General features: G+C 60.9%; 14 protein-coding genes. 13 read left to right on the forward strand and 1 reads right to left on the reverse strand.

Annotated elements, in window-relative coordinates:
• Nucleotides 1–317 precede the first annotated feature (317 nt).
• The 12 genes from QRN59_RS10800 (at nucleotide 318) to QRN59_RS10855 (ending at nucleotide 11,355) form a co-directional block, all read left to right on the forward strand.
• Nucleotides 318–1,943 (forward strand): N-acyl-D-amino-acid deacylase family protein, encoded by a 1,626-nt coding sequence (locus QRN59_RS10800; RefSeq protein WP_284982525.1) that lies wholly within the window; start codon nucleotides 318–320, stop codon nucleotides 1,941–1,943.
• 356 nt (nucleotides 1,944–2,299) lie between these two features.
• Nucleotides 2,300–3,355: an Ldh family oxidoreductase gene (locus QRN59_RS10805; protein WP_284982526.1), complete on the forward strand. Its 1,056-nt coding sequence runs from the start codon at nucleotides 2,300–2,302 to the stop codon at nucleotides 3,353–3,355.
• Between the two features lie 78 nt (nucleotides 3,356–3,433).
• Entirely contained in the window at nucleotides 3,434–4,444 is a 1,011-nt protein-coding gene (lhpH, locus tag QRN59_RS10810) for a trans-3-hydroxy-L-proline dehydratase (protein ID WP_284982527.1), read from the forward strand.
• A 201-nt stretch (nucleotides 4,445–4,645) separates the two neighbouring features.
• A complete protein-coding gene (locus QRN59_RS10815) occupies nucleotides 4,646–5,071 on the forward strand; it encodes a hypothetical protein (RefSeq protein WP_284982528.1) in 426 nt (141 codons plus the stop codon).
• 105 nt (nucleotides 5,072–5,176) lie between these two features.
• Nucleotides 5,177–5,623: a MarR family winged helix-turn-helix transcriptional regulator gene (locus QRN59_RS10820; protein ID WP_284982529.1), complete on the forward strand. Its 447-nt coding sequence runs from the start codon at nucleotides 5,177–5,179 to the stop codon at nucleotides 5,621–5,623.
• 37 nt (nucleotides 5,624–5,660) lie between these two features.
• The gene (locus tag QRN59_RS10825; protein ID WP_284982539.1) at nucleotides 5,661–6,317 is read left to right on the forward strand and encodes an FAD-dependent oxidoreductase; all 657 of its coding nucleotides are present in this window, start codon (nucleotides 5,661–5,663) and stop codon (nucleotides 6,315–6,317) included.
• Between the two features lie 128 nt (nucleotides 6,318–6,445).
• Nucleotides 6,446–7,405, forward strand: coding sequence for a GlxA family transcriptional regulator (locus tag QRN59_RS10830; RefSeq protein ID WP_284982530.1), 960 nt, complete (start codon nucleotides 6,446–6,448; stop codon nucleotides 7,403–7,405).
• 148 nt (nucleotides 7,406–7,553) lie between these two features.
• A complete protein-coding gene (locus QRN59_RS10835) occupies nucleotides 7,554–7,856 on the forward strand; it encodes a tautomerase family protein (protein ID WP_284982531.1) in 303 nt (100 codons plus the stop codon).
• A gap of 20 nt (nucleotides 7,857–7,876) precedes the next feature.
• Nucleotides 7,877–8,455 (forward strand): NAD(P)H-dependent oxidoreductase, encoded by a 579-nt coding sequence (locus QRN59_RS10840; RefSeq protein WP_284982532.1) that lies wholly within the window; start codon nucleotides 7,877–7,879, stop codon nucleotides 8,453–8,455.
• A gap of 79 nt (nucleotides 8,456–8,534) precedes the next feature.
• Nucleotides 8,535–8,819, forward strand: a complete 285-nt coding sequence (locus QRN59_RS10845) for a YciI family protein (RefSeq protein ID WP_284982533.1) — start codon at nucleotides 8,535–8,537, stop codon at nucleotides 8,817–8,819.
• Nucleotides 8,820–9,163: 344 nt separating this feature from the next.
• Nucleotides 9,164–10,012 (forward strand): oxidoreductase, encoded by an 849-nt coding sequence (locus tag QRN59_RS10850; protein WP_284982534.1) that lies wholly within the window; start codon nucleotides 9,164–9,166, stop codon nucleotides 10,010–10,012.
• Nucleotides 10,013–10,521: 509 nt separating this feature from the next.
• Nucleotides 10,522–11,355, forward strand: coding sequence for an alpha/beta fold hydrolase (locus QRN59_RS10855; RefSeq protein ID WP_284982535.1), 834 nt, complete (start codon nucleotides 10,522–10,524; stop codon nucleotides 11,353–11,355).
• Between the two features lie 1,153 nt (nucleotides 11,356–12,508).
• On the opposite strand, the gene QRN59_RS10860 is transcribed toward QRN59_RS10855, so the two are convergent.
• Entirely contained in the window at nucleotides 12,509–13,759 is a 1,251-nt protein-coding gene (locus QRN59_RS10860; RefSeq protein ID WP_284982536.1) for an MFS transporter, read from the reverse strand.
• Nucleotides 13,760–13,862: 103 nt separating this feature from the next.
• On the opposite strand from QRN59_RS10860, the gene QRN59_RS10865 reads away from it, so the two are divergent.
• Complete coding sequence (locus QRN59_RS10865) at nucleotides 13,863–14,621, forward strand: DeoR/GlpR family DNA-binding transcription regulator (RefSeq protein WP_284982537.1); 759 nt, start codon at nucleotides 13,863–13,865, stop codon at nucleotides 14,619–14,621.
• Nucleotides 14,622–14,751 lie beyond the last annotated feature (130 nt).

The raw sequence follows: 14,751 nt of genomic DNA on the forward strand, positions 1-14,751 counted from the left end.
GCAAGTGTATCTGTCAGTTTTGCTTACATCAATGCGACACATATGTGCGCTGGACAGCCAGGATAGTCGAGGCGAGACTTCTCATCAACGCCTAATGGAGAACGGGGCGTTCGCGAAGATCCTCGAACCTCACGGTTTCGTTACATCAGCCGGACGCCAGCCCGACACATCAAGTGAGCTTGATGGCAACCGGTGATGAATTGATCATGCGCTGTCGCTTCAGTCCGCGTTGCGCGGCCGAGGTGTGTCTACAGACTTTCAAACACCCATACCATCGCTCCATTACTCGGACTCAAACCAATCCAGGAGTAATAGAAATGCCTGAGCGCAATGACCTCGTATTCAAGAACGTCATGCTGGTGGACGGGACGGGTTTGCCGGCGAGGTCTGCTGACGTGGCGGTGTTGGCGGACAAGATCCATCGAGTAGCGGAACCAAACACGCTCGCCGGTAGAACTGTCGTCGACGGGACGAACTTCATCCTTGCTCCCGGTTTCATCGACATTCACTCGCACGCGGACATGCCGCTCCTGGTCGATGGGCGCGCGCACAGCGCAGTCACACAGGGCGTCACGACGGTGGTGCCCGGCAACTGCGGTTTCGGAGTGGCGCCCTTCAGGAGTGGAAGCAACCTGAGCCAGAAGGACATGCCTCTGGGGGGTGGCCTTGCGCTCGACGAAATAGGTGACGTGACGACGTTCCCTCGGTACCTTGCGAAACTGCGCGATCGAGGAGTCGGCGTCAATGTGGTCCCGCTCGTTGCGCACGGACTTCTGCGAGCTTCGGTCGCCGGCTTCGAACTGCGCGGAGTCACGAGATCGGAACTTGCCACCATGGCGGGGATGGCCGCCGAGGCTATGGACGCGGGGGCCGCGGGTCTGTCGTCGGGACTCGAATACGCACCGGGCATTGCGTCCACGACCGAGGAACTGATGGCGGTGGCGGCTCCCGTCGGGGCGCGCGGCGGCTTATATGCGACTCACTGCCGACACCGCGGAGAGTTCATCGTCCAGGCGGCTGAAGAGGGTGTGCGTGTTGCCGAGTCTTCCGGCGCCCGGCTCCAAGTGTCTCATTTCCTCCGCCGGACAACTGAGCCCGACAGGAGCCTGGCCAAGAGAGCGATCGATGCTCTCCGAGCTGCCGATGGCAGGGGCGTGCGGACCCGGTACGACGTGTTCCCGTTCGAGTATGGGCCTTCGCCTGTGACCGCATTCGTGCCGCAATCGTTCAAGGCCGAGGCGGGATCGGAATTGGGATCCTGTCTTCAGGATCCTCACTTCGTCTCCCGAATCATCGGCAACTTGGAACCCCGTTTCGTGGCCATGCTTGACCAAGGCGGCGCATCAGGCATGTACATCAGCGACGACGGCGGCGACGGACGTTACGTGGGCCAGACCCTCGGCGACGTGGCCGCCCTCAAACGCGTACCCGTAGCAAACGCGGCGATCGCACTCCTGAAAGAGGCTGGCGAGCGGTACGGCAGCGTCATGATCAATGAACGGTGGGCCGACTGGGCTGCTTTGCAGGACGCGATGACGGATCCCAACTTCATCATCATGGGCGACGGGTCCATGGCGAATCTCGACGGCCCGCTGGCAGGCAAAGGCTTCGCGCTATCCGATTGGGGCTACGCAACCGCGACCCTGGGCCGCTTCGTCCGCGACCTCGGGCTGCTGACCGTGGAGGACGCGGTTCGGCGAATGACATCCGCGCCAGCGGAGCAGATTGGACTGACGAACCGAGGCGTCATCCGGGAAGGGTTCGCGGCCGATCTCGTGCTGTTCGACCCGTCAACGGTTGGCAGCGGCGTTCGCCCCGACAACATCCCCGTCGTGTCGTCAGGAATAGTTGAAGTCCTCGTGAACGGTGTCTCGGTTGTGAGCAGGGGCAGCGTCACCAACTCGACCCCGGGTCGAGTGGGTCTTTATGACGTGCGTGCGTGAGCAGAGGCGTTGAACGCGGGCATCCTTGCGTCGAGGCCGTGGCCAAGATCGCGCCTGAGAGCGCGGCGTAGTGTCACGGGGCTGTCCGGCTGCTGACACGAACCGGGCGGCAGCGCTCCTGGCGCCGCCTGTCGCGAAACGGTGGGGGCGCCGCATCCGCTACCGCCTGTGACCCGCCCCCAACCGTCTTCGGATATGTCAGCTTTTCCTACATAAACACGCCGGATATGTGTGCTAGACAGCCAGGACCGGCGCGGGCAGACTTCTTAATGACAGCGCATGACCCACCAGTCGTGCCGGTGAACGGATCATTCTTAGCTGTCAGGCCCGATGCCTCAACTCGAAAGGAGACGAACATGACGAGCAGCAGAGCCGAACCCTCCAGGTCCGCCGACGGAACGATCGCCTGCCCGCCTGAGGAATTACGGAGATTCACAGCCTCCGTGCTCACCCGGATCGGCATGACCGCGCAGAACGCGGACTTCATGGCCGGTGTGATCGTTGCGTCCGACTTGGCCGGTCACGAATCACATGGAATCCGCCGTCTACCTGAATACGTCGATCGGTGGCGGGCCGGTAATGCTGACCCGGGAGCCGAACCGGTGGTCGAACTGGATAACGGTGCCGTCCTCAGACTCAACGGCCGACGGGCCTACGGCCACATTGCGCTGCGCGACGCTGTGGACATCGCGACGCAGCGAGCGCGTGAACATGGAATCGCGGCCGTCGCTATTCGGCGTGCCGAGCACGCCGGACGGCTCGCCGACTTCTGTGAGCGAGCAGCAGCTGCGGGTATTGCGTTGTTCCTGTTCGCCAATGATGCCGGTGGGGGGCAAGACGTCGCGCCGCCCGGTGCTTCGCAGGCTCGGATGGCCACGAATCCCATCGCGATAGGTGTACCCCGAGAGAGAGCACCACATCTCGTGCTCGACATGTCGACGAGCGTTGTAGCGGCCGGCCGCCTCGCGGAGTGGCGCGACCGGGGCGAACCCATTCCCTCCGACTGGGTGACGGAGTCCGGTGTGTTGCGGCCAATGGGAGGTGTGAAGGGCTTCGGGCTGGCGTTGATGGTCGAGGCCCTCGCCGGCGTCCTGACGGGAGCGGGCGCGGTCTCGGCCAATCCCGAGCATGATGATCAAGGGACGCTCGTGATCGCGCTCGACATCCGAAGCCTCTGTCCGGTTGCCGACTTCGTCGCTCAGGTTGAGGAGTTTATCGCCTACGTGCGGGCGGTCCCCTTGGAGCCGGGGAGCCGGCCCATTCAGATGCCTGGCGAGGGTGGGGCAAGGACATCTCGTGAGCGCTCGGCTGGCGGCGTGCCTATTCAGGGTTTCGCCTGGCAGCGGATGCAGTCGCTCGCCGCCGAGTTCGGGGTGCCCTTACCGATAGTTCACGCGCCCGCGGGGGCGTGACCAGTCTTTCTCATTGGTCGGGCGTGAAGTGCGCACCGATCGTCAATCAATCCGAACAAGGAATCTCAGGAGCAAATTATGAAGACCAGTCGTCTTTTCACCACCGTAGAAGCACACACCGGGGGCGCGCCGTTCAGGATCGTCACGAGCGGCGGTCCCCGTGTCCCCGGCAAGACCATCCTTGAACGCTGCGCCTGGGTTCAGGAGAATGCGGATGAAATCAGGCGTGCGCTCATGCTCGAGCCCAGGGGGCACAGTGACATGTACGGGGGCATGGTCACCGAACCGGTGAGCGAGGGAGCGGATCTCGGCATCATTTTCATGCAGAACGTAGATTACAGCGCTCACTGCGGGCATGGCATCATCGCGCTGGCCACCGCGGCGGTGGAGCTTGGATGGGTGAAGCGGACGTCCCCCGAGACCCGTGTCGGCATCGACGCTTCCTGTGGTTTCATTGAGGCGTTTGTCGAGTGGGACGGCACCCACGTCTCAGGGGTCCGCTTTGTGAACGTCCCATCGTTCATCTGGAAGGAGAACGTCACCGTTGAGACCCCATCCTTCGGCGCAGTCACCGGTGACATCGCCTACGGTGGCGTGTTCTATTTCTACACTGACGGTGCCCCGTTCGGCCTGACGATCAGGGAGAAAGATGCGGACAGGCTGAAAGACTTCGGGATGGAAGTAAAGAACGCGGTGAACGCAAAGTATGACATCGTTCACCCTGAAGAACCCGAAATCAAGGGTTTGTACGGGACGATCATTGCGGGCCCGGCGAGGGACGTCGATTCCACGCAAGCCAATGCATGCATCTACGCCGATCGGGAACTCGATCGTTCACCCACTGGCTCTGGAACAGCAGGTCGAACCGCGCAGTTGTTCCTCCAAGGCAAGCTTGCCCGCGACGAGGTCTTGATCAACGAGTCGATCATCGGGTCCGTCTTCGAGGGCCGGGTGCTCACGGAGACCCGCGTTGGGGAGTACGACGCCGTGATCCCGGAAATCCGGGGGAACGCATTCATCCATGGATTCGCAAACTGGGTCATGGACGATCGCGACCCGCTGACCGGTGGTTTCTCGCTCACACGATGACCGATGCGGACGACGCGACCGGGACAGCTGCCCGTCCAGGTCGCGTCGTCCGCACTCTCATCGCGCTTCGCGGGCTGACGCCGCCCGAAGAAGAGAGACTAAGCCCGGGAATTCTTGTGCTCACGGACGTGATATTTCATCCTTACCCGGTACTGTCTGTTGTCCCGGACCGTTGCGTAGAAAACCTGCGATCGACGCACCGTGGTCGGCGAAACCGAGGAAGACGCGCCCAAACCTGTGCGCGCGATTGTTGACGAAGTGCCGGCGCGCTGGAGCACAAACGGTCGTGTCCGTGTCGGGCTGCACGACTTCACGTCCTATACGAGCAAGCGTGAGCAGGTAAGAAACTTCGCTCCAGCCTGGCTGGCCAGTCTGGAGGACACGGTCGTTGCGACGGCAAGCAACGCGCTGCGGGCGGAGGGGATGGTCCCACCATCGGGCACTACGTATTCGGCACCAATGGCTCTGCCTCGGCCGGTCAACCTGGACTCGGCCACTATTGGCTGTGGTCCGGGCGAGCAGGATCAGGCGTACACCGCGGATGAGTCGATTGCCGTCAACGACCTGCACACCGGCGCCCCAGCCGCGATCACATCATCGCTACTTGAATCAACAACAATTCCATAATAGTCCGCTCTATGGACTGTCTCTGCGAACCGTGCCTTAAGTGCCTCGCTGGCCTTCGGGATTCATTTTTTGACACTTAGAACTCTAATAGTTAGAGTTCTAAGTATGACATCTAAGGCGATGCGAATCAGCGCGCTCATCCGAACCCTCGGTCTCGCGCAGCGCGCACAAGCCGACGCTTGGGTGCGGCAGAGTGGGCTGACGCGGGCGCAAGCGGTCTCCCTTGGATTCATCGAGGAGAACCAGGAACGGGGGGTGATCGCACGGGAGGTTGCTGAGATGTCCGGCACCACACCGGCCAGCGTCGCCAGCCTGCTGCAAGGGCTGGAAGAGCGCGGCTACCTCACGCGTTCGCCGTCGCCTCGAGATTCGCGTGTCAAGCTCCTCCGGGTCACCCAAGAGGGTTCACGACTCGTCTCCGGATTCGACCGGGACATGGGCGCAGCCCAGGAACGGGTGCTCTCGGTCTTGAGCCCGGCCGAGCAGGGTGAGTTGATTGCGCTCCTCGAACGCGTCGCCACGTCCATAGGCACACCCCCGCACGCAACATAGGAGGAGCATCATCACCACTCACTACCCGATAGCCATCATCGGTGCCGGTCTCGGCGGACTCACTACTGCCCGCGTCTTGCGTACAAAAGGGATCGAATCCGCCGTCTTCGAACTCGAACCCGACCGCAAAGCCCGCCTGCAGGGCGGCATGCTCGACATCCACGAGGAAAACGGCCAACTCGCCATCCACGCCGCCGGCCTGTTCGAACAGTTCAAGGCACTTGTCCACCCCGGCGGGGAGGCCACGCGCATCCTGGACCACCGTGGTGCCGTCCTCCGCGACGACCAAGACAACGGTGAGATGAGTCGGCCTGAAGTCGACCGCGGACAGCTCCGCGACCTCCTCATCGACTCTATTCCCGCAGGCTCGATCCAGTGGGGCCACAAGGTCGTCGCCATCCGCCCCCTCTCCGGAAAGCCGGGCAGCCACGAGGTCGAGTTCACCTCAGGCGAGACCATCACCGCCGACTTGCTTATCGGCGCAGACGGCGCCTGGTCGAAGGTTCGACCGCTCGTCTCCGATGCCATTCCGGCCTATACCGGGGTTTCTTTCGTCGAAGCTGATCTCTTCCACGCGGACGACAACCATCCAGCGCAGGCAGCAGATGATGCTGCTCTTCTCGGAATACGGATCCCTTCAATCTCGGGCGTGATGAGCAGTATCGGCATGAGGGCAGTGCTTGCGTCGTCCTGAGGTTGCATCGAGTGTCGTCCGTTGCGAACTTACGGGTCAAGTTTGATGATTATTCAAGGGCATCCAGACAAGTGCCCGTTGGCGTACGCTGTGCGCAGCGCCACATTTTGGAGAGACTACGGTGAGAAGTGAGTGATCGAAGCCGGGCTATCGGGTTCTTGATCCATGACAACGTGACAATGATCGATGTTGCCGGGCCCGCTGATGTGTTTCATCATGCGAATGCTTTTGGGGCCCGCTACGACACTGTCTTGGTTTCCAGCGATGGCCGTGCCAAGCGTGCTTCCAATGGACACTATTTGACCGCCGAGGCCGCAGCCGGAGAGACAGGCGCCTTGGAAACCGTCATTGTTCCGGGCGCATATGGGATGGTAGCCAGGCCTTTCGAGCAGGAACTTGTCGAGGCGGTTTCCCATCTAACGAGTGATGCAGGGCGGATCGCTTCCGTCTGTACCGGCGCCTTTCTCTTGGCGCACGGGGGCTTGCTGAACTACCGGAACGCGACCACTCATTGGACCCAGGTCGAGCGGTTCAGTAGGTCGTATCCACTGGTGCATGTCGTGCCTGATGCGTTGTTTGTGCAGGACGGTTCGATCATCACCTCGGCGGGCATCAGTTCCGGGGTGGATCTGGCGTTGTTCATAGTTGAGGAGGACTACGGCCCCGACGTTGCCCGGGCGGTCGTCCGTCAAATGGTCATTTTCAATCAACGGCCGGGAGGTCAATCCCAGCGCTCGGTCGCCGTCCAGGTGGGCGTTCCCCGGGACCACGCCCTCAGAAAGCTCTTGGACCGCATCACCGCCGATCCTGGCGCGGATTACTCGATTGACGCCATGGCCGCCATGACGAATCTCAGCGCCAGTAGCCTCACACGGCTATTTCAAGAGGGAACCAACACTACCCCTGGTCGATACGTCGAAACGGTGCGGATCGAAGCGGCTCAAGCAATGCTCCAGCGAGGAACGACTGTCGCCGCAGCGGCAGCCGCAAGCGGATTTGGAAGTGCTGAGACGATGAGGCGGGTCTTTACGCAGAAGATCGGAATGAGTCCCTCGCTGTATCTGGAACGCCTCTTGTCGCAGCCCTGATGGTTCCCTGGACCTCACTACCTGCCTCCGACACACTCTGACGATATCTGTGGGGTGCTTGACGGCATTCGCGGGTCCGCCGACGCCGCCCATGGTCAAAGCTTGGTATATCCGGGCAATCCGGAGCACCTACAAAGAGGAGAAGGTAATGCCCTTCGTAAATGTCAAGCTCGTCGACGGCGTCTTCACGGAAGATGAAAAGCACCGGATGGCGGCAGCCCTAACTGACGTCATGGTGAAGTTTGAAGGATCTGAAGCCTTCCGCGAGGTGGTCTGGGTGCTCATTGAGGAACTGCACACCGACGGTTGGCACATCGGTGGTCTGCCTTTCAGGGGACCGGCCAGCCTGATGGACGGCCTTGCCCGCTCCAAGAGTCTTTACGAGTCCATCGACGGGCACCCGGTTACTCGACCGGAACTGGCAGAGAAAGCACCTGTGCAGGATAAGTGAGTGAGTCGTTGGAGCACAGCATGAAGACAGTACTTATCGTCGGCCACCCGGACCTCCGCAGTTCTCGCATTAACGCCGCATTACTCGAGGAGTCAAGGTCCCTTGAGGATGTTCACATCCGCGTCCTTTCCGACCTGTATAGGACGGACTCCATTGATATCCAGGCCGAACAGGATGCTATCGCGGGGGCAGACCACATCGTGCTGCAATACCCCACGTTCTGGTACGCCATGCCTTCAATTCTCAAACGCTGGCTGGACGAGGTCCTGACCCGCGGTTGGGCCTACGGGACCGGCACTCCCGGGGCCCTGGCCGGTAAGTCGCTCCGCATTGTTACCACTACCGGTGGCGCCTTCGAAGGCTACGGCCCCGACGGCCTCCACGGCTGGGAGTACGAAGCAATGCTTGTCCCTCTAAAAGCGACAGCACGGCGACTCGGCATGGCATGGCAGGAACCGCTGGTCATCCACGGAGTCCGGGAGTTGGATGACGCAGGCATTCGGCGGATTCGAAACAGTTTTCACGAGCTGCTGACGGAAACGCGCGAGGAGCACCGGCCTGTGGAAAATCTAAGCCCCTTCGAACCAGCCAATTCCTAGGATGCGGTGGGACCGGGCACAGACCCTGCTGCCGGCTGACGAGATGCGCTTTTGCCCTTAAGAGCCCGACACAGGAGGTTTGAACATTTTTATAGTCATCGTTAGCTATGTCACCGGTCTCAACGACATTGACGAGGCCCTTCCCGACCACAATGCCTGGCTGGACTCAATGTACGAAACAGGAGTTCTGATTGCTTCAGGGCGGCAGGTCCCCCGCGTAGGTGGTGTTTTGCTTGCCCGCTCTGATAGCCGTGAGGACTTGGAACGGGTCCTTGAGACGGATCCCTTCCGGCGCCGCGGGTTTTCCGAGACGCAGATCATCGAGTTCCAACCCAGTAAGACCGCGGAGGGCATCAAACTTTAGGACTCAATCTGGAATTCTGAATCCTCCTCGTTCCGCGTCATAAGCGGCAACTGCTCTGAAGCATGCTTCGACTGAATCGGAACGATTGGGATTGTGGAAAAGGTGTCTTCATAGGCCAGCATTTGCCGAGGGTGACGAGGTGGAGCGCAGGCCGCTCTGTCGAGGCGGATGATGACCAGCTAGTCACCGACCTGGTCGAGGTACACGTCGACCGTTCGGCGCCGGCGCAGGCGAGGGCGTCCGTTTGGTGGTCGGGGTCTTGGCCGGCGGTAGTTAGTCAGGCCTTCCTGCGCGTCCCTGCGCTCTGAGCGCATCAGTTACATAAACACGGAAGAGGTTGAGCAATGAGCGTTTGGTTCATTACCGGAGCGTCCCGCGGGTTCGGCGCCGAGATCGCGCGTGAGGCCTTGTCCCGGGGGCACCAAGTGGTCGCCACCGCTAGGAGCAAGGATGCGGTGGAGGCGGCGTTCTCCGACGCCGGTTCCAGTCTGCTCGCTGTGTCCCTTGATGTGACCGAGGAGGCGCAGGCGGCAGTTGCAGTCAAGGCCGCGGTTAAGCGGTTCGGTCGGATTGATGTGCTCGTTAACAACGCCGGCCGCGGGCTGCTCGGGGCAGTCGAGGAGGCCAGCGACGCGGAGATCAGGGCGGTGTATGACACGAATGTCTTTGGTCTGCTGGCAGTCACGCGTGCGGTGGCCCCCGAGCTACGGAAGAACCGATCCGGGCACATCGTCAACATCAGTTCTGTCGGAGGGTTCGTCGGATCGCCGGGCTGGGGCGTATATGCCTCGACCAAATTTGCGGTAGAGGGCCTGTCCGAGGCGTTGAACACCGAACTTGCGCCCCTCGGTGTTCACGTCACAGTTGTCGAGCCCGGCTATTTCCGCACCGATTTCCTGGATTCCAGTAGTGTGCACGTCCAGCAGCGGCAACTTGACGACTATCTCGACGGGCCGGCCGGATCGATGCGGGAAACTGCGGCGCGGGTCAACCACGCTCAGCCCGGCGACCCCTCGAAGGCCGCTCGCGCGATGGTCGATATGGTGGAGTCTCCGAACCCGCCCGTGCGACTGCAGCTGGGCACCGACACGATCCGCGCCGTCGAAGCGAAGATCGGTCGAGTCCAGTCCGAGTTGGCGACATGGCGGGCCGTGTCGGAGTCGACCGATCACGACGAGGCCTCCGCTGCGTGACTCACCGGTATCACCGGCCAGCCGTGTGTGCAGGGTAACCGGGCACACGCGGTTCGCCCGGAGAATATAGTCCTCCATGACGAAAATCGTGAATGCACAGGGCTAGGCAGACTATTGCTGGGAGGACTTGGAATGCGTCCTTGACACGGATCCCTTCCCGCGCTGCGGGTTTTCCGCGACGCAGAACATCGAGTTCCACCCAAGTAAGACAGCGGAGGGCATCAAACTTTAGGCTCCATTCTTGAGTCCTCAATCCCCGTTCGGCGTCGTAAGCGGCACATGCCCTGGCAGCATGGAGCGGCTGAGTCGGAACAGGCGGTTCTGAGCCCGGAGTCTCGGCACCGTATGACCCGGCGTATTGATTGGGAAAGTGGCTATGGCCCGATCCCTCCGAAGCGGGACTATGTGTGAACGAAAACTACAGAAAGACCAATTACATCGCTCCGTTCGGAGCTGTGATGACCGCGAGAGAACGATCGTTCTCTGCCTTCGGGACAAGGAACAGAACCATGGGCTTCATCAATGTCGGTACCGAGAACAGCACGGAAATCGAGCTCTACTACGAGGACCACGGCATGGGCCAGCCGGTTGTCCTGATCCACGGCTACCCGTTGGATGGCGGCTCCTGGGAGAAGCAAACCGCAGCCCTCCTGGATGCCGGTTACCGCGTCATCACGTACGACCGCCGAGGGTTCGGCAAATCCAGCAAGCCGACTACGGGCTACGACTACGACACCTTCGCAGCCGACCTCAACACTGTCCTCGAAACCCTGGACCTGCAGGACGCCGTCCTCGTCGGCTTCTCGATGGGCACCGGCGAAGTTGGACGCTACATCGGCATCTATGGCGAAGCCCGCGTAGCCAAGGCAGCATTCCTCGCCTCCCTCGAACCGTTCCTCCTGCAGACCGAAGACAACCCCACCGGCGTTCCGTCCTCAGTGTTCGACAGCATCCGAAACGCCGCCATGGAGGACCGCTACGCCTGGTTCACCGCCTTCTACAACGACTTCTTCAACACTGACAACTTCCTCGGAACCCGCCTCAGCGAGGAAGCGCTGCGGAATGCGTGGAACGTTGCCGCCGGCTCGTCCTGGTACGCGTCCTTCGCCGTCGTCGACTCATGGCTGACAGACTTCCGCTCCGACGTCGAGAAGGTCACCGTCCCTGCTCTGATCGTCCACGGAACGGACGACCGCATCCTGCCGATCAACTCGACTGGCCGTGAATTCACCAAGCGACTTCCGTCCGCCGAGTACGTGGAGATCGAAGACGCACCGCACGGCATGCTCTGGACGCACGGCGCCGAGATCAACGAAATCCTACTCCGCTTCCTGGCCAAGTAGCAGCTCCTCCGAAGCGCGCCAGGCGACCCTGCGCACTTCGCTGCGACGGGCAGCCTTGAGACATGAGTTTTGTCCGCTACTCCGGGCGAGCCGGATATTTCCTGTGACTCGGGCGAACGCTGGATCGCCGGAACCGACGCCGCGGGAGTTCGCGCAGCTACTGCAACTCCCGTACGTTTTCGCCGATAATGGATGCTTGGTCAATCCGGCGTTGCCAGCCTCCGCGTCCGGTAAGCCGTGTCCTGGTCTATGTTCCAGCCGGCGAGCATACCGTGGCCGAGAAGCTGGTTGCTGAGCTTGCCAAGCGGGAGCTCGGGTCTGCCTCCAGTGCAAGTTCGTACTGGCTATGATTTCTGGACTTCCCTGTGTTTTCAAGGCCCCGAATGCGGTTCGAGTCCCACCTCGGGCACGTGTTTCCGCAGGTCAGGGGGCCTTTAGCCCTCTGACTGTGCACAAATCAGCTTTTTTGTGGCCCCTTCGGGGCCATTTTGTTGATGGCCGTGGCCGGTTGCCTCCTTTCCTTGTGTTGGGCGTTCATGGTGCCGCAAGGGCATGGCTACATGATTCGTCAACGACTTGGCAGGCTCGATTTTGGTCAAGTCGGGGGTTCATACGTCTAGAACCCAGGGCTGTCACCGACCGTTGTTAGCGGACTCGTCCGGCCCGGGGCCATGTCAAATGTCTTCACGCCCCGCCTTGGGCCGCCGTCTCGGTGGTCAGGTGTTCCGACGGCGTGATGGCCATAGTTTCCGGCGATTCGCTAATCGAATCAACCCCGACGAGAGTCCTCGGCACAGTCTTGCTTTTGGTGGCGGTAACGGGCGATGCGACGGTCGTCGCCCGAGACGAAAGTGCCGACGAACCAGCAATGATGCGGCATGCCACGGGGAATCCGGCGGCAGTCAAGAGAACGCATTGCGGCCTGCGCCTCGCCGGGGCTTTTCGGTTCAGTGCCACCGTCTGAAATCACAGTTCCCGGAAGTCGCGCTTTTGGCTACGGGCGGGTGATCCACACGAACAGGGCGAGCGTCAGATTCGCCCGGGAGCCGGCGGCGTCCATGGGGGATGAACTCAGAGTTGCCGCCGTTCGCTGACCGCCACCGACGGGACAGTATCTGACAGGGTGGGAGGACGGCCAATGGTCTGGGCCTCCCTAGCTCTCCGCGTCCTTACTCGCGGCGAGGGCAGGTTCTGCCAGGTTTTCGTTGTCTCTAGTCAGCGTCGACGCCAAGAATATTCCCGCGATGCAGAAGAGGAACGGCAGCAGGAAGGCAAAGGTCAGGCCGAGCATCCCGCCGAGCCAGCCAATGATCGCGGGCCCAGCTAGAAGCCCGATGTAACCGGAGCTCACGACGCGCGAGAGCGTCTTACCGGCATCTGATCGGCCCATACTCCCGGCCGCAGTGTAAACCTGCGGAATGATCCCTGAGAGTCCCAATCCGAAAAGCAGCCAACCGAAGAGGGAGACGGGATAGAAAGAAGAGGCCACCACTACGAGCATTCCGGCTGCCGCAATGAGAGATCCGAATCTCACGACCTTGAGGGGTCCGATCGCATGTGAGATACGGTCAGCAAGAAGTCGGCCAATTGTCATCGCGGCGGCGAAGGCCCCATATGCCAAGGCAGCTGCCGCCTCCGGTTCGCCCAAACGCTCAACGGTCTGAAGTGCACTCCAATCATTAGCTGCGCCTTCCGAGAGCAACACTAGAAACGCAAGTAGTGCCAGTGCCAGCATTCGGCCGCGCTTAGGCGCCACTGGATGGTCTAAAGAGGCCGACTCATCCGACATCGCGGGGATTTGGCCCAAATCGAGCAACTCTTCACTGGCTTTTGGAAGCATTGAAAACGCCGACCAAGCTGTACCAACGAGACCCAGCAGGGCGCCGCTCAGTAGAATCCATGACACGTGAAGGTGGATCGACTGGCCAGCAGCCCCGGCTATAGCACCCAGGGCACCTCCTAATGAGAAGAACGCGTGGAAAGCGGACATGATGGGCCGTCGATACCCGCGCTCGACCACCACCGCGTGCTGGTTCATCGCCACGTCCGTTAGGCCGTGACCGAGTCCAAAAATGAAGAGTGCTATGCCCAAGCTAAGGGCGTCCGAAGCCATGCCTGGAAAGTTCACTGAAACCAGCAGAATGCCAAGGCCTATCAGCGTCGGTGTTCTGCTGCCGAAGCGCTTGATCAGAGACCCTGCAAATTGCATGGAGATGAGCGCACCGAGACCGAGCAAAAGGATCAATCCGCCGAGAACAGCGTGGGAAGTTCCTGTTCGCTGCTGGATGTCGGGAATGTTTACCAACCAAATCGCCGTGAGGAAGCCGACGATGGTGAATGCTCCGAAGACACCCAAACGTGCCCGCAGCAGTTGGGGGGAAATGTTGCTGAGAGATTCAGCCATTAGAAGTCCTTCAAATAGGGCCGGCGACTCGCGGTATGGAGACCCAGATTGCTAATAGACGCCGCTGGCTTTCGTATGATCATACTCGATGTATCATTTGATCATGAATGGAACCAAACGGCACGAGCGCATTTTGGAGCGACTGAACAGGGACGGGAAAGTCGACGTTGCCGGGCTGTCCGAGCAGTTGGGCATTTCTGGAGTGACGATTCGCCGGGACCTGGAACACCTTGCACAAGCCGGTGTCTTACGGCGAACACGTGGCGGTGCGGTGAGCATGATGATGCTCGGAGAGGGCCTTCCGTACGCCATGAGGGAAATCGAGCTGGCGGAAACCAAACAACTTCTAGCGGCCGCAGTTGCCAAACTGGTCCGAAACGGGGAGGCCGTGGCCCTCGATAGCGGTACAACCTGCGTTGAGATAGCCCGTGTCCTTGTCGGCACCAGGCTCACTGTGATGCCGTTTTCAGTGCAGGCGATCGGCGCCCTGTTTGGAAAATCCAACATCAATCTCATTACGCCCGGCGGGTCGGTCCGCCATGACGAGGGATCGATTACCGGGCCGCTGGCGGAGGCATCACTCCACTCGGTTCGGTTCGACACAGCTATCATTTCTCCGTGTGGGGCGTCCCCGGCAGATGGTGTGATGGCGCACGATCTCCAGGATGCTGCCGTCAAGCGAGCCATCATTGATGCCTCCAGAAGGACGATTCTGGTTGCTGACAGCAGCAAGTTTTCCCGCTCGGCCATGGCCGCGGTTTGTCCTTTGGAGGATATCGACATCTTGGTGACTGACGCTGCGGTGCCTGCCCAAGTGGTTGAACGACTGAGTGCCGATGGAGTGCAAGTAGTTGTGGCCTGATTCATGAAGCTCCATGGTTCATTTAGGAAGACCGCCAATGCGCGCGGGTAGGCAGTCGATCTTCCGGACACCACCTAGTCCTGGCTGAAGGCGGCGTCGAAGCTGGTTTGCGACGGCGGGAAGTCGAACT

The organism is Arthrobacter sp. efr-133-TYG-118 (assembly GCF_030209755.1).
In the GTDB taxonomy this organism is placed as follows: domain Bacteria; phylum Actinomycetota; class Actinomycetes; order Actinomycetales; family Micrococcaceae; genus Arthrobacter.